Origin of the sequence: Streptomyces sp. MUM 203J (assembly GCF_022414595.1) — a bacterium.
Classification (GTDB): Bacteria; Actinomycetota; Actinomycetes; order Streptomycetales; family Streptomycetaceae; genus Streptomyces.
Window position 1 is genome coordinate 1 of record NZ_JADWYO010000054.1, and the last position, 17,568, is coordinate 17,568.

19 protein-coding genes and 1 pseudogene are annotated in these 17,568 nt (G+C 73.4%); 6 read left to right on the top strand and 14 right to left on the bottom strand.

Annotated features, from left to right (window positions below):
- Window positions 1-55: 55 nt before the first annotated feature.
- On the bottom strand, window positions 56-838 hold the full coding sequence (locus I3F58_RS22780) for an MBL fold metallo-hydrolase (RefSeq protein WP_240110526.1): 783 nt from the start codon (window positions 836-838) through the stop codon (window positions 56-58).
- 101 nt (window positions 839-939) lie between these two features.
- Between I3F58_RS22780 and I3F58_RS22785 the strand changes: the two genes are divergently transcribed.
- Window positions 940-1,548: an ABATE domain-containing protein gene (locus I3F58_RS22785; RefSeq protein ID WP_240110527.1), complete on the top strand. Its 609-nt coding sequence runs from the start codon at window positions 940-942 to the stop codon at window positions 1,546-1,548.
- Window positions 1,549-1,635: 87 nt separating this feature from the next.
- Here I3F58_RS22785 and I3F58_RS22790 read toward each other — a convergent pair whose 3' ends face one another.
- The gene (locus tag I3F58_RS22790) at window positions 1,636-2,337 is read right to left on the bottom strand and encodes a GNAT family N-acetyltransferase (RefSeq protein WP_240110528.1); all 702 of its coding nucleotides are present in this window, start codon (window positions 2,335-2,337) and stop codon (window positions 1,636-1,638) included.
- A 66-nt stretch (window positions 2,338-2,403) separates the two neighbouring features.
- Window positions 2,404-2,826 (bottom strand): arsenate reductase ArsC, encoded by a 423-nt coding sequence (locus I3F58_RS22795; RefSeq protein ID WP_240110529.1) that lies wholly within the window; start codon window positions 2,824-2,826, stop codon window positions 2,404-2,406.
- 88 nt (window positions 2,827-2,914) lie between these two features.
- Between I3F58_RS22795 and I3F58_RS22800 the strand changes: the two genes are divergently transcribed.
- From I3F58_RS22800 to I3F58_RS22810, 3 genes are read left to right on the top strand one after another with little or no spacing between them, the layout of a single operon-like run.
- Entirely contained in the window at window positions 2,915-3,232 is a 318-nt protein-coding gene (locus tag I3F58_RS22800) for a metalloregulator ArsR/SmtB family transcription factor (protein WP_240110530.1), read from the top strand.
- A 14-nt stretch (window positions 3,233-3,246) separates the two neighbouring features.
- On the top strand, window positions 3,247-4,002 hold the full coding sequence (locus I3F58_RS22805) for an MIP/aquaporin family protein (protein ID WP_240110531.1): 756 nt from the start codon (window positions 3,247-3,249) through the stop codon (window positions 4,000-4,002).
- Complete coding sequence (locus I3F58_RS22810) at window positions 3,999-5,057, top strand: ArsO family NAD(P)H-dependent flavin-containing monooxygenase (protein WP_240110532.1); 1,059 nt, start codon at window positions 3,999-4,001, stop codon at window positions 5,055-5,057. The genes I3F58_RS22805 and I3F58_RS22810 overlap by 4 nt, the downstream gene beginning before the upstream one ends.
- On the opposite strand, the gene I3F58_RS22815 is transcribed toward I3F58_RS22810, so the two are convergent.
- From I3F58_RS22815 to I3F58_RS22825, 4 genes are all read right to left on the bottom strand, one after another.
- A complete protein-coding gene (locus I3F58_RS22815; RefSeq protein ID WP_240110564.1) occupies window positions 5,050-5,568 on the bottom strand; it encodes a GNAT family N-acetyltransferase in 519 nt (172 codons plus the stop codon). The genes I3F58_RS22810 and I3F58_RS22815 overlap by 8 nt on opposite strands.
- Before the next feature lie 774 nt (window positions 5,569-6,342).
- The gene (locus I3F58_RS22820) at window positions 6,343-7,671 is read right to left on the bottom strand and encodes an MFS transporter (protein ID WP_308355057.1); all 1,329 of its coding nucleotides are present in this window, start codon (window positions 7,669-7,671) and stop codon (window positions 6,343-6,345) included.
- 66 nt (window positions 7,672-7,737) lie between these two features.
- Complete coding sequence (locus I3F58_RS29460) at window positions 7,738-7,866, bottom strand: hypothetical protein (protein ID WP_275678837.1); 129 nt, start codon at window positions 7,864-7,866, stop codon at window positions 7,738-7,740.
- Window positions 7,867-7,949: 83 nt separating this feature from the next.
- Complete coding sequence (locus I3F58_RS22825; protein WP_240110533.1) at window positions 7,950-8,582, bottom strand: DsbA family protein; 633 nt, start codon at window positions 8,580-8,582, stop codon at window positions 7,950-7,952.
- 52 nt (window positions 8,583-8,634) lie between these two features.
- On the opposite strand from I3F58_RS22825, the gene soxR reads away from it, so the two are divergent.
- Complete coding sequence (gene soxR / locus I3F58_RS22830; RefSeq protein WP_240110534.1) at window positions 8,635-9,090, top strand: redox-sensitive transcriptional activator SoxR; 456 nt, start codon at window positions 8,635-8,637, stop codon at window positions 9,088-9,090.
- Here the strand turns inward: soxR and I3F58_RS22835 are convergent.
- Window positions 9,085-9,948 (bottom strand): annotated as a pseudogene (locus I3F58_RS22835) (alpha/beta hydrolase); the annotation flags it as partial. The gene soxR and the pseudogene I3F58_RS22835 overlap by 6 nt on opposite strands.
- 165 nt (window positions 9,949-10,113) lie before the next feature.
- Here I3F58_RS22835 and I3F58_RS22840 point away from each other — a divergent pair.
- On the top strand, window positions 10,114-10,992 hold the full coding sequence (locus I3F58_RS22840) for a hypothetical protein (RefSeq protein WP_308355059.1): 879 nt from the start codon (window positions 10,114-10,116) through the stop codon (window positions 10,990-10,992).
- A 130-nt stretch (window positions 10,993-11,122) separates the two neighbouring features.
- On the opposite strand, the gene I3F58_RS22845 is transcribed toward I3F58_RS22840, so the two are convergent.
- From I3F58_RS22845 to I3F58_RS22870, 6 genes are all read right to left on the bottom strand, one after another.
- Window positions 11,123-11,644, bottom strand: coding sequence for a nuclear transport factor 2 family protein (locus I3F58_RS22845; RefSeq protein ID WP_240110535.1), 522 nt, complete (start codon window positions 11,642-11,644; stop codon window positions 11,123-11,125).
- A gap of 47 nt (window positions 11,645-11,691) precedes the next feature.
- On the bottom strand, window positions 11,692-12,651 hold the full coding sequence (locus tag I3F58_RS22850; protein WP_240110536.1) for a Gfo/Idh/MocA family protein: 960 nt from the start codon (window positions 12,649-12,651) through the stop codon (window positions 11,692-11,694).
- The gene (locus I3F58_RS22855; RefSeq protein WP_240110537.1) at window positions 12,651-14,063 is read right to left on the bottom strand and encodes an NDP-hexose 2,3-dehydratase family protein; all 1,413 of its coding nucleotides are present in this window, start codon (window positions 14,061-14,063) and stop codon (window positions 12,651-12,653) included. The genes I3F58_RS22850 and I3F58_RS22855 overlap by 1 nt, the downstream gene beginning before the upstream one ends.
- Window positions 14,064-14,185: 122 nt before the next feature.
- Entirely contained in the window at window positions 14,186-15,490 is a 1,305-nt protein-coding gene (rfbH, locus tag I3F58_RS22860) for a lipopolysaccharide biosynthesis protein RfbH (protein WP_240110538.1), read from the bottom strand.
- Window positions 15,487-16,497, bottom strand: a complete 1,011-nt coding sequence (gene rfbB, locus I3F58_RS22865) for a dTDP-glucose 4,6-dehydratase (protein WP_240110539.1) — start codon at window positions 16,495-16,497, stop codon at window positions 15,487-15,489. The genes rfbH and rfbB overlap by 4 nt, the downstream gene beginning before the upstream one ends.
- Window positions 16,494-17,561 (bottom strand): glucose-1-phosphate thymidylyltransferase, encoded by a 1,068-nt coding sequence (locus I3F58_RS22870; protein WP_240110540.1) that lies wholly within the window; start codon window positions 17,559-17,561, stop codon window positions 16,494-16,496. The genes rfbB and I3F58_RS22870 overlap by 4 nt, the downstream gene beginning before the upstream one ends.
- Between the last annotated feature and the right edge of the window lie 7 nt (window positions 17,562-17,568).

A 17,568-nucleotide genomic window follows, 5' to 3' on the forward strand; every position in this document is an offset into this window, starting at 1 on the left:
CTCCTGAGCCGCCGGACCGGAGGGCGCCCCGCCGGGCGCCGGGCGCCCGGCGGGCTCAGGCGTCCCGGCCCCAGTCCAGGCGGTCGGCCAGGCCCGCGGCGGTGAAGGCGGCGCGGATGTCGTCGCGGCCCTCGGTGAAGTGGGCCCAGCCGTCGTAGTGGACGGGGACGACGCGGCGGGCGTCCAGGATGCGGGCGGCCTCGGCGGCCTGGGCGCTGTCCAGGACGATCGTCGCGCCGCCGAAGAGCACGGGGAAGCGGGGTGCTCCGGCGAAGAGGAGGGCGGTGTCCACCGGGGCGAACCGCTCGGCTATCTGCTCGACCAGGGCGAGTTGGGCGTTGTCGCCGCTCACGTACACCGTGGGCAGGTCCTCGCCGGTCAGGACGAAGCCGACGACCTGTCCGGTGACCGGTTCGATGGCCTCGCGCGGTCCGGGGCCGTGGATCGCGGGGACCCCGGTCACGGTGACCGTGCCGCCGTCGGGGCGCTTCAGCTCGACGGACTCCCAGTCGGCCAGGCCCTTCGCGTTCCCCCCGAGGCGCTGCCCGCCGCCGGGGGTGGTCAGGGTGAGCGGGACGGTCGCGAGCAGGGCCCGGCCGGAGGTGTCGAGGTTGTCGGCGTGCTCGTCGTGCGAGAGCAGGACCACGTCGACGGGGCCGAGGTCGTCCGGGGCGGCGGCGGACGGGGCGGTCTTGGAGAGGGTCACCCCGGACTCGGTGTAGTCGCCGGGCTTGTCGAAGGTCGGGTCGGTCAGGAAGCGCAGGCCGCCGTAGGCGAAGACGGCGGTGGGGCCGCCGAGGGCGCGGACCGGGAACTGCTCGGCGTGGTGCGGGGACATGCTCGTCACTCCTCATTTCTCACGGATGGAGTGGAAGTTTTCCGTGATGCGGCTCAGGCTAGGCAGGCATCACGGAAAAAGGCAAGCGCTACCATGAGGGAATGAAGGAGACCGCGGTGGCCGACGCCACGCAGGCCGTTCTGCCGCCCGCCCCGGGCGCGGACCGGTACCGCTCGCTGGACTTCGCGGACACCACCGCGACACTGCCCGCGGGCCAGGGGTACGACCTGCTGGCCACCCCCGGATCCGCCATGCGCTGGCTCGCCGCCCAGGAACTGACCGCTTCCGACGTGCGGTTGTACGAGGTGTGCACACTGCGGATGCGCACCCTGCGCGATCACATCCGTGCCGTGTTCGCCGCGCGGGTCGACGGCTCCGCACCGCCCGAGCAGTCCCTGCGGGCGGTGAACGACGCGCTCACGGCGCTGCCCACCGCTCCGCTGCTCGCCTGGGACGGGCCGCGGGGGCCGCACCGCGTGCAGGCGCACCCCACCGACCAGGCCGTGAACCACGCGCTGGCCACGCTCGCCGCCGACGCCGCCGACCTGCTCACCGGCCCGGACGGGGAGCTCCTCGCCGCCTGCGGGTCCGCGCCCTGCGACCGCTTCCTCCTGCGCACCCACGGCCGCCGTCACTGGTGCTCCACCCGCTGCGGCGACCGCGCCCGCGCGGCCCGCGCCTACGCCCGCCGCAGCCGCGCCCCGGAGTGACCCGCCGGACGCCGGTCCGCCGAGCGGGCAGCGCGGACCGGCCCGCGGGGTACGGGCGTCACGTGCGGCGTCACCCGCCGTCGGCCGTCAGGGGGTGCGGAAGCCGCGGAAGGTCACCGGCTTGCGGGTGACGAAGCCGAGCCGCTCGTAGAGCGCGATCGCGCCGGAGTTCGCCTCGGCCACATGCAGGAACGGGCGCTCCCCTCGGCCCAGGATGCGTGTGACCAGCGCACTCACCAGGCGGGCGGCGTACCCGCGCCCGCGCGCCTCGGGCGCGGTGCAGACGGCGCTGATCTCCGTCCATCCCGGAGGCCGCAGCCGCTCTCCCGCCATGGCCACCAGCGTGCCGCCGTCATGGACGCCGAGGTAGGTGCCGAGCTCGTGGGTGCGTGGCCAGAACGGGCCCGGCTGGGCCCGCGCGACCAGGCCGAGCATCTCGGGCACGCTGTCCGCGTCCAGTTCGGCCACCTCGTCCCGGGGCCCGGCGGACGGGGGGCCGGTGGGCGTGCTTCCCGCCCAGATCATCTGGCGGCCTTCGAGAGTGAAGACCGGCTCCCAGTCCGGCGGAGGGGTCGCCGGGCAGCTGAACATGTCGGCGAACCCGCCCGGGCCGAGGAGCCGGGCCAGGTCGTCCCATTCCGCCGGGCCGGGTTCGGTGGAGACCGAGACGAAGGTCGCCACGTCCGGCAGGTATGTCGCGGCCCGGCCGACGCGGCGGGCGAGATGGCTGTGATGGCCGCCGAGCGACGCGCCCACCGGGTCGTCGAGTGCGACGAGGTCGAGGTTCACCGTCGTGCTGGGCCTCTCAGGTGGGTGGGCCGGTCCGGTCGGAGCGATGCCCCGACCGATTGTCGCTCACCGCCCGCCCGGTGAGGACTCCGGGGCGATCTCCTCGATGAGGCCCTCCACCAGCTTCCTGATCTCGTCGCGGATCGGGCGGACCGCCTCGACGCCCTGGCCTGCCGGGTCGTCGAGCTTCCAGTCGAGGTAGCGCTTGCCGGGGAAGACGGGGCAGGTGTCGCCGCAGCCCATGGTGATGCAGACATCGGAGGCCCTGACCGCGTCGACGGTCAGGATCTTCGGCGTCTCGGCGGACATGTCGATGCCGACCTCGCGCATCGCCTCGACGGCGGCCGGGTTGACCTGGCCGGCGGGGGCGGAACCGGCCGAGCGGACCTCGACGCGGTCCCCGGCCAGGTGGGCGAGCCATGCGGCGGCCATCTGGGAGCGCCCGGCGTTGTGCACGCAGACGAAGAGCACGGAGGGCTGGTCGGGCATCGCGGCCTCTCTTGCCGTACGGGGTGGACGCGCGGCACGTGTCACCGTCCAGTGGTGTCAGTCACCGCTGATGTGACAGTATCAGCCCATGATGACGTCAGTCGATGCTGAGCTCATCCGAGTCCTGGCCGACCCGCTCAGACTCCGGATCGTGACCCTGCTCGCCCGTGAGACCCTCTGCACCACCCACCTGGTGGAGGAGACCGGTGCCCGGCAGACCAACCTCTCCAACCATCTGAGAGTGCTGCGCGAGGCCGGAGTCGTGGAGACCGAGCCGTGCGGCCGCTTCACCTACTACCGGCTGAGGCCCGAGGTCATCGCCGTGCTGGCCGGGCAGTTCGCGGAGCTGGCCGAGACCGCTCGCGCCTCCTCCGCCGCCGACAACAAGCGGGCCTGCGCCCCCTGAACGAGGAGTTCCTCTTGACCGCCAGCACCGAGACCGCCTCGGCTGCCGCCATACCCGCAGCCGGACCCGCGCCGGGCGGCGCTCCTCGTACGCCTCTGGTGGCACGGGCCGCCGCCGAACTGGTCGGTACCGGAGCCCTGGTCGCGGTGGTGGTCGGCTCCGGGATCCAGGCCGCCGAACTGACCCGGGACGTGGGCCTGCAACTGCTCGCGAACTCGACCGCGACCGTCTTCGGGCTCGGCGTGCTCATCGCGCTGCTCGGTCCGGTCTCGGGCGCCCACTTCAACCCGGCCGTCACCCTGGCCGAGTGGTGGACCGGGAGGCGCGGCGGCTCCGGGGTCACCGCGCGCGAGGCGGGCGTCTACGTGCCTGCGCAGATCACCGGCGCGATCGCGGGCGCGATCCTGGCGGACGCGATGTTCGGGCGGCCCCTGGTGACCTGGTCCACGCACGACCGGTCGGCCGGGAACCTGCTGCTGGGCGAGGTCGTCGCCACGGCCGGGCTGATCCTGCTGATCTTCGGGCTGGCCCGTACCGACCGGCTGCGTTTCGCGCCGGTCGCGGTCGCCTCGTACATCGGCGCGGCCTACTGGTTCACCTCGTCCACGTCCTTCGCCAACCCGGCGGTGACGGTCGGCCGGGCCTTCACGGACACCTTCGCGGGTATCGCCCCGTCCTCCGTCCCGGCGTTCGTTCTGGCCCAACTGGCGGGTGCGGTCGTGGGGCTGGGGCTGGTCGCCGTCATCTTCCTGCGCGGCAGGCCCGCGTGAGCGGGACCCTCGACGTGGTGGTGATCGGCGGCGGGCAGGCCGGGCTCGCCGCCGGTTACCATCTGCGCCGCCTGGGAGTGGAGTTCGCCGTCCTGGACGCGCAGGAGGCGCCGGGCGGTGCCTGGCGGCACGCCTGGGACTCCCTGCGGCTGTTCTCCCCTGCCGCGTACTCCTCGCTGCCGGGGTGGATGATGCCGCCGCAGCCCACGCAGACGTACCCGGAAGCGGCGCATGTCGTCGCGTATCTGCGGGAGTACGAGCGGCGGTACGAGCTGCCCGTGCACCGGCCCGTACGGGTCGAAGGCGTCCACCGTGACGGCGCCGCGCTGCGGGTGGAGGCCGACGCGGGCACCTGGCGGGCGCGGGCGGTCGTGTGTGCGACGGGCACCTGGAGCCGCCCGTTCCTGCCCTCCGTACCGGGGCGCGAGGACTTCGCCGGGGTCCAGCTCCACACGGTCGACTACCGGGGGCCGCGCGACTTCGCGGGGCGGAAGGTGATCGTCGTCGGGGGCGGCAACTCCGGGGCGCAGATCGCCGCCGACCTCGCCGGCGCGGCCGACCTGATCTGGGTCACCCCGCGCGAACCGCGCTTCCTGCCGGACGACGTGGACGGGCGCGTCCTCTTCGACGTGGCCACCGCACGGCGCCGCGCGCTCGACGAGGGCCGTACCGACACTGGCGGAGTCGCGTCGCTCGGTGACATCGTGGCCGTACCACCCGTACGGGCGGCGCGGGAGGCCGGGCTGCTCAAGGCGCAGCCCATGTTCGACCGCCTCACCGCGACGGGCGTGGCCTGGGCCGACGGCTCGACGGCGGACGCCGACGCGGTCATCTGGTGCACGGGCTTCCGGCCCGCGCTCTCCCCTCTCGCCCCGCTGGGCCTGCGCGGCCCTCGCGGGCGCATCCCCATGCGCGGCACCCGGGTCCTGGCCGAACCGCGCCTGCATCTGCTCGGCTACGGCGACTGGACCGGCCCCGCCTCCGCCACCCTCATCGGCGTCGGCCGCCCGGCTCGCCGGGCCGCCCGCGAGATCGCGGAGCTGCTCGTCAGCTGACGGCGGGGCTGCGGCGTTCGACGAGCACGACGTCACGCCAGCGGCCGTGGTGGCGGCCGATGCGTTCCCGCGTGCCGATGACCCGGAATCCGGCGCGCCGGTGTACGGCGAGACTGGCGGCGTTCTCCGGGAAGATCCCGGACTGGATCGTCCAGATCCCCGCGGCCTCCGTGGACTCGACAAGTGCCGTGAGCAGCACGGACGCGACCCCGCGCCCGCGCGCGCGGGGGTGGACGTACACGGAGTGCTCGACGACTCCCGCGTACGCGCACCGGTCGGACACCGCGGTGGCCGCGACCCAGCCGGCGACGGCGCCGCGCTCGTCGAGCGCGGCGAACCGGTGGGCGGGCAGCCTGGCGGCGTCGAAGGCGCTCCAGTCCGGTGCGGCGGTCTCGAAGGTGGCGTCGCCCCCGTCGATCCCGGCCTGGTAGATCGCCAGGACCTGCTCGGCGTGCTCGGCGGTCATCGGCACGACGCGTGTGCCGGACGGGCGGGTGGTGGCGCTGCACATGTGCGTGGTCTCCGGTCGCGGGGGCCGGGCCGCCGTGGCGGCGCCGGTGAGACGGGTGCCCGTCGCGGCGAGGGCGGACGGCTCGGCGTGGTGGAGGCCCCGGGCGCCGCGCCGCCCGGAGCCGGGCAGTCCGGCCTCCCCGGGTCTCTCCGGGGGCCGTGAGACGGCCGACTGCGGGCCCCCGGCACCGGAGGCGCCGCTCGCGCGCGCATCCGCGTCGACGAGGTCTCGAAGGGCCGTCTGGACTTCGGGAGGCGCCGCTCGCGCGCGCATCCGCGCCCGCGTGGCACGCGACGGCGGAGGGGAGGCGGAGCCGGATCGGGTCGCCGAGGGCCTTGAACGTCTGCACGGTGGGCTCGGACTCCTCCCCGGTCATGGGTCGCTCGGCCAGCGGCGGGCGGCAAGGGGCCGCGGGGCCGTCACAGCCCGCCGGGTGCGGCGCCCTTCGCAGGCGGCACCGGTCCATATTGGCATGTGTCGAAGCAGGAGCGGGGAGCGGGCGCGGTCCGCCCGCAGCGGCACCGCGGACCGTCGCATCCGGAGCAGGAGGTGTGCCCGGCCGGTCCGGCGCCCCGAGGCCGCCCGCCCGCGTGTCCCCTGGCCGGGTACGAGCAGGTCCGCCCGGTCGTCGCCGTGATCGCCGGGACACGGAGCCGGCCGAACCCGTAGCACTCGCCCCCGGGGCGGGGCGGGCGTGGTGGCTCCGGACCGCACGACCGGCCCGAAGCCGCCGAGGGGGCCGGGAGGCGGGTGCCGCAGGGCTCCGGCCAGGCCTCAGACCGGCGGTGCCGCGTCCCGGTCGTGCGGCCGCGGAACCGGTGATCCGGTGACCCGGCTCGGCGGGCCCGCGGCCTCGGCCGGAACGGGGGGACTGCCGGGCCCGGGGGCTGCCGCCCTGGCGGCCCCGCGCCGGTGGGCGGCCAGGGCCAGCAGGGCCGCGGCGAGCGAGACCATGCCTCCGGCGGACAGACCGGCGCGGGCGCCCCAGTGTTCGCTGAGCCAGCCGACGAGCAGCGCGCCCACCGGTGTGGAGCCCTGGACGGTCAGGGTGTAGAGGGCCATCAGACGACCCCGGTAGCGGGGGTCGGCGCCCAGCTGAAGCCGGTGGTTGGCGGCCTGCGCGAAGGAGATCATCGCGAAGCCGGTACCGGCCAGGAGCAGCAGCGCCACGGGGTAGCCGGGAGCCAGCCCGGAGGCGGTCTCCAGCAGTCCGAAGGCGGCGGCGGTGCCGATGACCAGGGCCGCGGACGGGCGGCTCCGCCGGCCCGTGGCGGCGAACGCGCCGAGCAGGGACCCCGCGGCCAGCGCGCTGGCGAGCAGGCCGAACGAGGCGGAGTCCGCGTGGAACACCGTCTTCGCCATCAGCGGCAGGGTCAGCTGGAAGGTGAACCCGAACATGCCGATCACGCCGACCAGCACCAGGGTCAGCAGCAGATCGGGACGCGCTCCCACATGGCGCAGACCGTCCATGACACCGGCCCGGCTCGGGCGCCCGGCGCCCCGGTGGAGTTCGGCCGGATTCATCAGGACCAGCGCGAGCACACTGGCCAGGTAGCTGACCGCGTTGAGCACGATCACCGGCCCGGCGTCGAAGCGGCTGATCAGCAGCCCGGCCAGGGCGGGCCCCACGACCCGCGCCGCGTTGAAGTACGCGGCGCTCAGCGCCGAGGCGTTCGGCAGCAGCGCGGGACCGACCATCTCGCCCACGAACGCGATGCGGGCGGGCGCCTCCACCGCGTTGACGGTGCCCAGCGCCGCCGCGAACACCCAGAGGTGCCACAGCCGCAGCTCGCCCGTCAGGGTGGCCACGGCCAGCAGCAGGGCGAGCGCCCCGGACGCCAGGTTCGCGGCGATCAGCAACAGGCGCTTGTCGTGCCGGTCGGCGAGCCGGCCTCCGTACAGGGTGAGCAGCAGCATGGGGGTGAACTGGAGTGCCGTGACCACGCCCAGCGCGGTTCCGGAGTCGCCGGACAGGGACAGCACCAGCCAGTCCTGGGCGATGATCATCATCCAGGTGCAGGTGACGGACAGCAGCTGACCGGCGGCGAACAGCCGGAAGTTGCGGATGGTCAGGGTTTCGAACGTCCGCCTCAGGAGGTTCACTCCGGCTCCTCGTGCTCGGGCGCCGTGGTGCTCGTCCCGGTCGGCGCGCTCGTGTTCCCGCGGCGGTCAGTCGATGCCGCGGACGATGTGCGGGTCGGCCGGTTCCTCGTGGTCCTCCCCGGCGAGCAGGACCGGCGGTGCGGTGACGGTCTCGTCGAGTCGGACGGCCTCGGGGTCGAGCAGTGCGGAGATCACGTGGGACGACCTTTCCTGGGCGGGAACACGGAAGGCGGGTGCCCCCGGTCGGACCGGGCACACCCGCCAGGGGGCGGACCGCTTCAGCCGCGGGCTGGGGCGGGGGGTGTCGCGAGGGCCTTGAGATAGGCGTCCTCCGGCTGCGCGCCGGACATGGCGGGGCCGTCGTCGACCAGCACGAGCGGCACGGAGGTGACACCGAGCCGCCGCATGCGGTCGATCTCCGCACGTACCGCGGACGCGCCGTCCTCGGGCGGCTCGACCCCGACCTCGGAGGCCAGCCGGGCGAGGGTGGCGGGGTCGCCGATGTTCAGCCCCTCCGTCATGTAGGCGCGGAAGAGACGTTCGGCCATGGCCTCGGCCGCTCCCTGGGACGCGGCGGCGGCGACCAGCCGGTGCGCGTCGAGGGTGTTGGTGTGGACGGCACGTTCGAACCGGATGTCCAGTCCGTCCTCGGCGCCGAAGGAGGTGTCCTCCGCGATGGCGCGGGCGGTGTCCTCGCCGAAGGCCTCCTTGTGGACGTCGAACAGCGGCCGTCCGGTGGCCGGCGCGTCGGGGGCGATCTGGAAGGGGCGGAAGGTCACGTCGACCTGCCCGCCGGAGTCGCGGAAGCGCTGCGCGGCCCGGGAGAACCGGGTGAACGCGATGTAGGAGTGGACGCAGATCAGGTCGAGAACGAACTCGACGGAGCGCTGGGTGGTGGTGTTCGGATCCATGGGTCGACTCTCCGACTTAAACCAAGGTTGAAGTCAAGCTACTGTGAGGCGTATGTCTCAGACGTCCTTCAGCGGGCCGGAACTGACGGTGGGTGAGGTGGCCGCGCGCAGCGGCGTCCAGGCCTCGGCGCTGCGCTACTACGAGCGTGAGGGACTGATCAGAAGCCGCCGTACGTCCGGCAACCAGCGCCGCTACAGCCGGGACGTCCTGCGCCGCGTCGCCTTCGTGCGGGTCTCGCAGCGGCTGGGCATCCCGCTGGCCACGGTGCGCTACGCCCTCGGACTGCTGCCCGAGGACCGCACACCCACCCGCGAGGACTGGGCCTGCATCTCCCGCTACTGGCAGGAGGATCTCGACAGCCGTATCCGGCAGCTCGAACGCCTACGGGACCAGCTCGACGCGTGCATCGGCTGCGGCTGCATGTCCCTCAGCACGTGCGCGCTCGCCAACCCGGACGACCGGCTCGGCGCCCAGGGCCCGGGTCCCCGCAGGCTCATGGCTCCCTAGGCTCCGCCGGGCCGGGGACGGTGCGCCCGAGGCCTCGCGCGCCAGGAGGCACTCCTCCAGGAACGCGAGCGCTCGCAGGTGGTAGCTGCGGGCCGCCCAGCCGAGGCTGATGTTGTGCCCGGCATGGCGCTGGCGCGCCACCGTGACCCTGCGCGTCGCGAGCAGGTCCGTCATCTCCCGTACGGACCGGTCGTCGTGGCACCACCACTGCTCCTGCTCCGCGAAGGTGAGCCGGAGCGGTTGACGGACCCCGGCGGCGATGTCCGGGTACAGCTCCGGCCACCGGGGCAGCTCCTCCGCCTCCAGCGCGGGCACGGGCGCCACCAGCGCACGCCCCAGGGCGAAGGCGCCCGGCGGGTAGAGCCGCAGCGCTCCCCAGTGCCGCCGCCACGCACCGCGCACATCGGCTCCGGGCAGCTGCGGCAGGTCCACCGCGTACCGGCTGCCGAGGCCCGAGACGTCCAGTCCCAGCCAGTCGGCGCCGTGCTCGTGTGCCGCCGCCCGCAGTGCCAGTTTGCCGCCGTTGGAATGGGCCACGACGTAGACGCCGGCGCCCAGCTCGTGGTCGCGGGCGAACGCCGCCAGGGCGAGGTGCAGGGTGTCGGCCTGGTCGGCGAGCGTCTGCCCGGCGGGCAGCGCGGCCGCGGACCGGCCGTAGCCGGGCCGGTCGAGGGCCAGCACGGTGTAGCCGAGGGCCGCTCCGAGTTCCAGCAGCGACAGGCCCGGGCGGGCCCGGCTGTCGAAGTACCCGGCACGCATGCCGCCGCCGTGCAGGGCGACCACCACGGCGCGGGGCGCGGGTGCGTCCGGTTCCGCGAGCAGGCCGGAGATCGGGATGCCGCCGGCATCCAGGACGATCTCGCGGACCCGGCGTTGATCCGCGTGCGCGAGACCGGCCCCGGCCGGGGCCGCGTTCCCGGCGGCGTACCCGTTCGCGGTGTCTGACTCTTCTCGGACGTCGGTCTCAGTTTTCTTCAAGGAGATCCTTCCCACCCCTGACATGCGGCTCAGTAGCGTCCCTGCATGGACATGACCCCACTGCCCGGCGGCGCGGGACCGCGCTGCGCGGACATGCTCAACTCGGTGCACGCGATGGTCTACTTCGCGCCCGATCTCGGTGCGGAACTGGCCGCGTACGGTGTCGACGACCCGGCCGCGGTCTACCTGGCGAGCCGGGCCGCGCCGTGGGGCGCGGTCGGCGCGGGACCGGTCACGGCCTCGTTCAACGGGCTCAAGCACGAGCTGATCGCCCGCCACCTGCCGGCCCTCTGGCGGCGGGTGGATCCCGGCACCGTGCTCACCCTGCGCCTGCGGGCCGTCGACGCTCTGCTGCGACGCCACCTGGGCGACGAGACCGTCGCCTCCGCGGAGATGACCGAGGCCGCGGCGCTCGCACTCCGGGCGGCCGGGGCGTGCGGCCGGAGGGGACGGCCGATGTACGCGGCCCACGCCGACCATCCCGCACCGGACGAGCCGCACCTCGCGCTGTGGCACGCCGCCACGCTGCTGCGCGAGTACCGGGGCGACGGACATGTCGCCGCGCTCACCGCGGCCGGGGTGCTCGGTCTGGACGCGCTCGTCTCGCACACGGCGAGCAGCGACGGCCTGCCGAAGGAGTTCGTCATGGAACGGCACGGCTGGACCGAGGAGGACTGGGCGGGCGCCGAGCGGCGGCTCCGCGACCGGGGGCTGATGGACGGCGAGGGCCGGCTCACCGCTCGGGGCGTACGGATGCGCGCGGACCTGGAGGCCGAGACGGACCGGCTCGACCGGGCTCCGTACGAGCGGCTGGGCGCCGAGGGGGCCGCCCGCCTCACCGAGCTGGCCGGTTCGTTCATCGCGACGGCCGCGGCTGCGGGAGCCTTCCCGGCGGAGCCGGCGGAGCCCACCGCCGCGGCCTGACGGCGCGCACGCACCGGGTGACGCGCCGCCGGACCAGCCGGTGGACCGGGACGGTGCCGTTCATGACTCTGGTCTCTCCTTCCGTGCGAGCGGAGCCGCGCCGCTCCCGCCCGCCGGGTGCCCCGTGCGGTCAGAACGCGACGCCGGCCATCGTCGGCAGCGGTCTGCCGACGGCCGACACGACGTGGAAGGCCAGCTCGTCGAACCGCCAGCCGTCCGTGGTGCGTACCGCGCGGGCGTCGTAGTACCCGCTCACCACGAACGGCTCCCCGGCGTCCCCGCCGTGGTGGAGGTGCGTCGCCACCTGGTGGGCCCGCACGCGCGCCTGGTCGCCGTCCAGTTCGATGATCTCGTTCCCGCACAGGTGGTGGGTCCTGGCCCACCGGGCCTTCGCGGCCCGCTGGAACTCCGCGAAGCCCTCGACGCCCCGGTGGACACCGATGGGGAAGGCGAACCGGACGTCCTCGGTGAACACCGTGCGGTACCAGGAGTCGTCGTAACCGGGCTCGTCGGCCCGGTCCAGCGCGACGACGTAGCGGTTGACGAGATCCCCGATCTCCAGCCGGTCGGCCAGTTCGCTCAGCCGGGCGACGAGCGATGCGACCTGGTCGGAGCGCGTACCGGTCTCGTCGGTCGCGGCGCGTGATGCCATGGGGTGCTCCCGGGGATGTGTGGGGTCGGGTCGGGGACGCTGGGGGTTCAGGCGGCGGCCCGTTCGCGTACCGCCTGCACCAGTGCGGCCTGCCGCAGGACCACGGGGTCCGGTGCGGCTCCGGTGCGGACGGCCTGCGCGAAGGCCGCGACGGTACGGGCGACCTGGTCGTCGGCGGGGAGGCGGACGTCCTCGCTGCCCGTGCTGGTCTCCAGGACGATCCGGGGCGCGGCGTCGGCGGGCGGGGTGAAGGCGCGGTCGACGGTGATCCGGCCCTGGCTTCCCCAGATCTCGTACCGCGAGCGGTAGGCGTGGTCCAGGCCGAAGGAGAGCTGGGCGCTCACTCCGTCCGGGGTGGTCAGCAGCGCGGCACCGGCCGTGTCCACGGCCAGGCCCGGCCCGCTGCCGAGGGCGGCGCCGACGACACGGAGACCGTCACCCAGGAAGTGCAGGGCCGCGCGCAGCGGATACACACCCGTGTCCCACAGCGCCCCGCCGCCGAGGTCGGCGCGGTACCGGATGTCGTGGTCGGCCAGTCGCGGCACGGTGAAGGCCGCGTGGAAGGCGCGGAGTTCACCGACCGCGCCCTCGGCGACCAGCCGGCGCACCGCCGTGTGCTGGGAGTGATGGACGAACATGACGTTCTCCATCAGGGCGAGCCCCGACCGCCCCGCCAGCTCGACGAGCCGGCGGGTGGCGGCGGGGTCGGTGGTCAGCGGCTTCTCCGCCAGGACGTGCTTGCCCGCCCGCAGTGCCGCCTCCGTCCACTCGGCGTGCAGCGCCGCCGGCAGCGGTACGTACACCGCGTCGACGTCGTCGCGGGCGAGCAGCCGGTCGTAGCCCTGCACGGGGCGGGTGCCGAAGCGCTCCGCCAGTTCCCGGGCCCTGCCGGGGTCGCGGCTCGCGACGGCGGCGATCTCGACGCCGCTCGCGGCCGCCATGGCGGGCAGCATGCGGCGCCGGGCGATGTCGGCGCAGCCGAGCACCCCGATGCGTACGGCAGCCATCAGGCGCGCACCCCGGAGGCGTTGAGGCAGGCGAGCAGGGTGCGGGCCTGCACGTTCAGGTAGTGGCCGTGGCGGACCAGGGAGGTCAGCTGGCCGGGGGTGGCCCAGCGGTAGCCGGGGGGAGCGTCGAGCGGGGCCTGGTCCTCGTCGGCCTCGACGAGGAGATAGCGGCTCTCCGCGTTGAGGAACCGGCCGCCCTCCTCGGAGTGCACCGCCTCGTACAGGATCCGGGACGGGTCCGCCCCGAGCACCAGGTCGAGGAACGGCGGACGGTCCTCACCCGTCAGGTGGGCGTGGTTCTCCGGCGTGTACTGGACGGTGGGGCCCATTTCGACGGTGTCCAGGAAGCCGCCCTCGACACGGGCGTGGACGAGGACATGGGGCACGCCCCCGACACGCCGGACGAGGAAGGCGGTGACACCGAGGCCGACGGGCTCGAACAGCGGCTGGGTCCAGCCGGTGACCTCCCGGCTTCCGGCCTGGACGGCGACGGCCACGACGCGGAAGTACCGTTCCGCCTCGTGGTCGATGGACCACTCGCCGCGGCGCCACCCGGCCACCTGGTCGAGCGCGATGCGCCGGGCCCGCACGTCGTGCCGGGAGCGCTCGGCGGTGAACCAGGACAGCAGCTCGGTGTCTGAGTGCAGGGCACCGGTGTCGCCGTCGGGGAGGGGGGCGCAGGCCAGGACGGTCCGCGCGTCCATGTTCACCACGTTGTCCAGGCGCAGCAGTTCACCGATCTGGCCGAGCGTCAGCCAGCAGAAGTCGTCGTAGAGCGGCACCTCTCCGACGGCTTCGACGATCATGTTGCGGTTGCTCTTGTGGAGGAACCAGGAACCGTGCTCCGACTGCAGGACGTCGGCCAGGACCCGCCCCCGCCCGGGCCGGGTGAAGTACTCGATGTACTTCACGTCGGCGCCCTTGTGCACCTTGGTGTAGTTGCTCCGGGTGGCCTGGACGGTGGGGGAGAGCTGGAGCAGGTTGCGGTTGCCGGGCTCCATCTTGGCCTGCATCAGGAAGTGCGGCACCCCGTCGAACTCCTTGACGAGGATGCCGAGGATGCCGACCTCCGGCTGCTTGATGATGGGCTGGTGCCATGCGCGGTGGGGACCGGAGCCGGTGGTGACGTGCAGCCCTTCCACGGTGAAGAAGCGGCCGCTGCGGTGGACGAGGTTCCCGGTGGCGTCGTCGAACGACCAGCCGTCCAGCTCCGCGAACGGGATGCGGTCGACCTGGAAGCGGTGGGCCCTGCGGCGTTCGTCGAGCCACCGGGGGAAGTCGTCGGTGTGAAGCCGGGCACCGGAGGTCTCGGCGGCCGAGCGGGCGATCCGGACGGCGACCGAGGCGTCGGACCGCGGCCGCAGCGTGGACGACGGCGCGGCCGGCGGCCCGGGGGTGAGGGTGGACGGCATGTCGTGCTCCTGGAGGGTCTGGCTGACGGGGTGGGCGGACGGGGCGCGTCGGACGGTCCGGGTCCGCGGGGGACGCCGGGCCGGACGGTCCGGGCCCACGAGGGACGCCGGATCGTCCGGGATCAGCCGCGGGCCGCGATGAACTCCTTGACGGACGCGACGATGTAGTCGGTCATCTCGTCGGTCAGCCCGGGGTAGATGCCGACCCAGAAGGTCTGCTCGGTGATGATGTCGCTGTTGGTGAGGTCGCCCACGACACGGTGCGGCTGGTCGATGTAGGCCGGGTGCCGGGTGAGGTTGCCGGCGAACAGCCGGCGGGTGCCGATCCTGCGGCCCTCCAGGAAGTCGACCAGTTCGGCCCGCCGGAACGGAGCCCCGGGATCCACGGTCAGAGCGAAGCCGAACCAGCTCGGGTCGCTGCGCCGGGTGGCCTCCGGCAGCACCAGGTGCGGCAGCCCGTCCAGGCCGTCGCGCAGACGCCGCCAGTTCCGCTTGCGGGCGTCGATGAACCGGTCCAGCTTGGCGAGCTGGGTGAGCCCGAGGGCCGCCTGGATGTCGGTGGCCTTCAGGTTGTAACCGACGTGGGAGAAGATGTACTTGTGGTCGTACCCGGCGGGCAGGGTGCCCATCTGGTAGTCGAACCGCTTGAGGCACTTGTTGCTCTCGCCCGGCTCGCACCAGCAGTCCCGGCCCCAGTCGCGCAGGGACTCCACGATGCGGGCCAGCGCCAGGTTGGACGTCAGCACGCAGCCGCCCTCACCCATGGCCAGGTGGTGGGCGGGATAGAAGCTGACCGTGGTGATGTCCCCGAAGGTGCCGGTCAGCTGCCCGTCGTACGTCGAGCCGACGGCGTCGCAGTTGTCCTCGATGAGGTACAGGTCGTGTTCCTGGGCGAGCTGGGCGATCTCCGCCACCTCGAAGGGGTTGCCCAGCGCGTGCGCGATCATGATGGCCCGCGTCCTGGGCCCGATCGCCTGCGCGACCCGGTCGGCGGTGGTGTTGTACGTGCCGAGTTCGACGTCGACGAAGACGGGGACGAGCCCGTTCTGCAGGATCGGGTTGACCGTGGTCGGGAAGCCCGCGGCCACGGTGATCACCTCGTCGCCGGGCTTCAGCCGGCGGTCCTGCAGCAGATGCGAGGTGAACGCCGTCATCGCGAGGAGGTTCGCGGAGGAACCCGAGTTGGTCAGGTGCGCCTTGCGGCGCTTCATCCGGCGGGCGAAGCGCGACTCGAAGCTCCGTGAGCTGGGCCCGGCCGCGATGCGCATCTCCAGCGCCGCCTCGACCAGCGCCAGCCGGTCCTCCTCCTCCAGCACCGCGCCGGACGGCCAGATCTCGGTGACCCCGGGCTCGAAGGGCGCCTTGTTCCGGACGTCCTCGTGGTACTTCCTGGCTGCTTCGAGGACCTGGGCCTTGTGGTCGCTCATGACCGGTTCCCTTCTCGGCTCGGGGTGCCGGCGTCGTCGCCGGGGTGCTTGACGGGCTTCCACCAGTGCGTGTTGTCGCGGTACCAGTCGACGGTGTCCGCGAGACCCTGCTCGAAGGGGATGCGCGGGGCGTACCCGAGCTCCCGCCTGATCTTGGTCTCGTCGAGCGAGTAGCGCAGGTCGTGGCCCTTGCGGTCCGCGACCCTGCGCACCATGGAGGCGTCCGCGAAGCACAGGTCGAGCAGTCGCTCGGTGATGTGCAGGTTGGTCTGCTCGTTGCCGCCGCCGACGTTGTAGACCTCGCCGGCCCGGCCCTTGTCCAGAACCAGGGCGATGGCCCGGCAGTGGTCGTCGACGTGCAGCCACTCGCGGATGTTGCGCCCGTCGCCGTACAGCGGCACGGGCAGGCCCTCCAGCAGGTTGGTCACGAACAGCGGGATCAGCTTCTCGGGATGCTGGTACGGGCCGTAGTTGTTGGAGCAGCGGGTGATGGACACGTCCAGGCCGTGGGTGCGCCAGTAGGCGCGGGCCAGCAGGTCGGACGAGGCCTTGGAGGCGGCGTACGGGGAGTTCGGCGCGAGCGGCCACTCCTCGGTCCACGAGCCCTCCGCGATGGAGCCGTACACCTCGTCGGTGGAGACGTGCACGACCCGCCGCACACCGGTGGCCAGGCAGGCGTCGAGCAGGGTCTGCGTGCCGCCCACGTTGGTCCGTACGAACTCGGCGGCGGACTCCACGGACCGGTCGACGTGCGACTCGGCGGCGAAGTGCACCACGGCGTCGTGGCCCGGCAGCAGGGACCGCAGCAGCCGCGGGTCGCAGATGTCGCCGTGCACGAACTCCAGCCGGGGGTGCGCGGCCGGGAGATTGTCCCGGTTGCCGGCGTAGGTGAGCTTGTCGAGCACGGTGACCCGGGTCGACTCGTGGCCCGGGTAGCCGCCGTCCAGCAGGGTGCGTACGAAGTGGGAGCCGATGAACCCGGCGCCGCCGGTGACCAGGAGCCTCATGCCGCCACCTCGACGCGGGTGAAGTCGCCGACGACGAGCCGGTGATGGGGCACGTTCAGCTCGCCCGTACCGACCGTCGCGTCACGGCCGATGAGCGAGTCGCGCAGGTTGCGGACGTGGGAGATCCGTGCCCGGTCCAGCACGATGGAGCCGGACACGGTGCTGGAGCGGAGCTCGCAGTCCCGGCCGATTGAGGTGTACGGGCCGATGTCGCTGTCCTCGACGACGGTGTTCTCCGCGATGATCGCCGGACCCCGGACGCGGGAGCGGACGATGCGTGCACCGGCTCCGACGACGACCTGGTCGTCGACCACGCTGTGCTCGTCGACCTCGCCGGCGATGTGGGCGTCCATCCGGTCCAGGAGGTGCGCGTTGCACTCCAGCACGTCGTCGACGTTGCCGGTGTCCTTCCAGTAGCCGTCGTACTCGCTGGCGCGGACGTCGGCGCCGTTCTCGACGAGCCACTGGATGGCGTCGGTGATCTCCAGTTCACCGCGGGCGCTGGGCTCGATCGAGGCGACGGCCTCGTGGATGGCGGGCGTGAAGAAGTACACGCCGATCAGGGCGAGGTCGCTGCGCGGCTGCCGGGGCTTCTCCACGAGACGCTCGACACCGCCCTCGGCGTCCAGTTCGACCACGCCGAAGGCGCGCGGGTCGGGCACCTTGTGCACGACGACCTGGGCGGTCGGCCGGTTGGCCCGGAACTCCTCCGCGATGGAGGTGATGCCGTCGGGGAGCATGTTGTCACCGAGGTACATCACGAAGTCGTCGTCGCCGAGGAAGTCGCGGGCGATCTCCACGCAGTGGGCCAGGCCCCGCGGCTGGTCCTGCCGGATGTAGGTGACACGGGTGCCGCACTGCGCGCCGTCGCCCATGACATCGGCGATCTCGGGGGCCCAGTCACCGACGATGACGCCGATCTCCTTGACACCGAGATCCTTGATGTTCTGCAGGACGTGCGCGAGCACCGGTTTGTTGGCGATGGGGACGAGCTGCTTGGGCATGGAGTAGCTGAGCGGCCGGAGCCGGGTACCCGCACCGCCCGACAGCACCAGAGCCTTCATGGGGAGT

Coding starts and splice junctions, on each gene's coding strand:
- I3F58_RS22845 (WP_240110535.1), bottom strand. CDS start 11,644: ATGGCATCACGCGCCGCGACCGACGAGACCGGTACGCGCTCCGACCAG.
- rfbH (WP_240110538.1), bottom strand. CDS start 15,490: ATGAGCGACCACAAGGCCCAGGTCCTCGAAGCAGCCAGGAAGTACCAC.
- I3F58_RS22855 (WP_240110537.1), bottom strand. CDS start 14,063: ATGCCGTCCACCCTCACCCCCGGGCCGCCGGCCGCGCCGTCGTCCACG.
- I3F58_RS22840 (WP_308355059.1), top strand. CDS start 10,114: ATGGACATGACCCCACTGCCCGGCGGCGCGGGACCGCGCTGCGCGGAC.
- I3F58_RS22785 (WP_240110527.1), top strand. CDS start 940: ATGAAGGAGACCGCGGTGGCCGACGCCACGCAGGCCGTTCTGCCGCCC.
- soxR (WP_240110534.1), top strand. CDS start 8,635: ATGTCTCAGACGTCCTTCAGCGGGCCGGAACTGACGGTGGGTGAGGTG.
- rfbB (WP_240110539.1), bottom strand. CDS start 16,497: ATGAGGCTCCTGGTCACCGGCGGCGCCGGGTTCATCGGCTCCCACTTC.
- I3F58_RS22815 (WP_240110564.1), bottom strand. CDS start 5,568: ATGTGCAGCGCCACCACCCGCCCGTCCGGCACACGCGTCGTGCCGATG.
- I3F58_RS22780 (WP_240110526.1), bottom strand. CDS start 838: ATGTCCCCGCACCACGCCGAGCAGTTCCCGGTCCGCGCCCTCGGCGGC.
- I3F58_RS22800 (WP_240110530.1), top strand. CDS start 2,915: ATGATGACGTCAGTCGATGCTGAGCTCATCCGAGTCCTGGCCGACCCG.
- I3F58_RS22850 (WP_240110536.1), bottom strand. CDS start 12,651: ATGGCTGCCGTACGCATCGGGGTGCTCGGCTGCGCCGACATCGCCCGG.
- I3F58_RS22870 (WP_240110540.1), bottom strand. CDS start 17,561: ATGAAGGCTCTGGTGCTGTCGGGCGGTGCGGGTACCCGGCTCCGGCCG.
- I3F58_RS22795 (WP_240110529.1), bottom strand. CDS start 2,826: ATGCCCGACCAGCCCTCCGTGCTCTTCGTCTGCGTGCACAACGCCGGG.
- I3F58_RS22825 (WP_240110533.1), bottom strand. CDS start 8,582: ATGGATCCGAACACCACCACCCAGCGCTCCGTCGAGTTCGTTCTCGAC.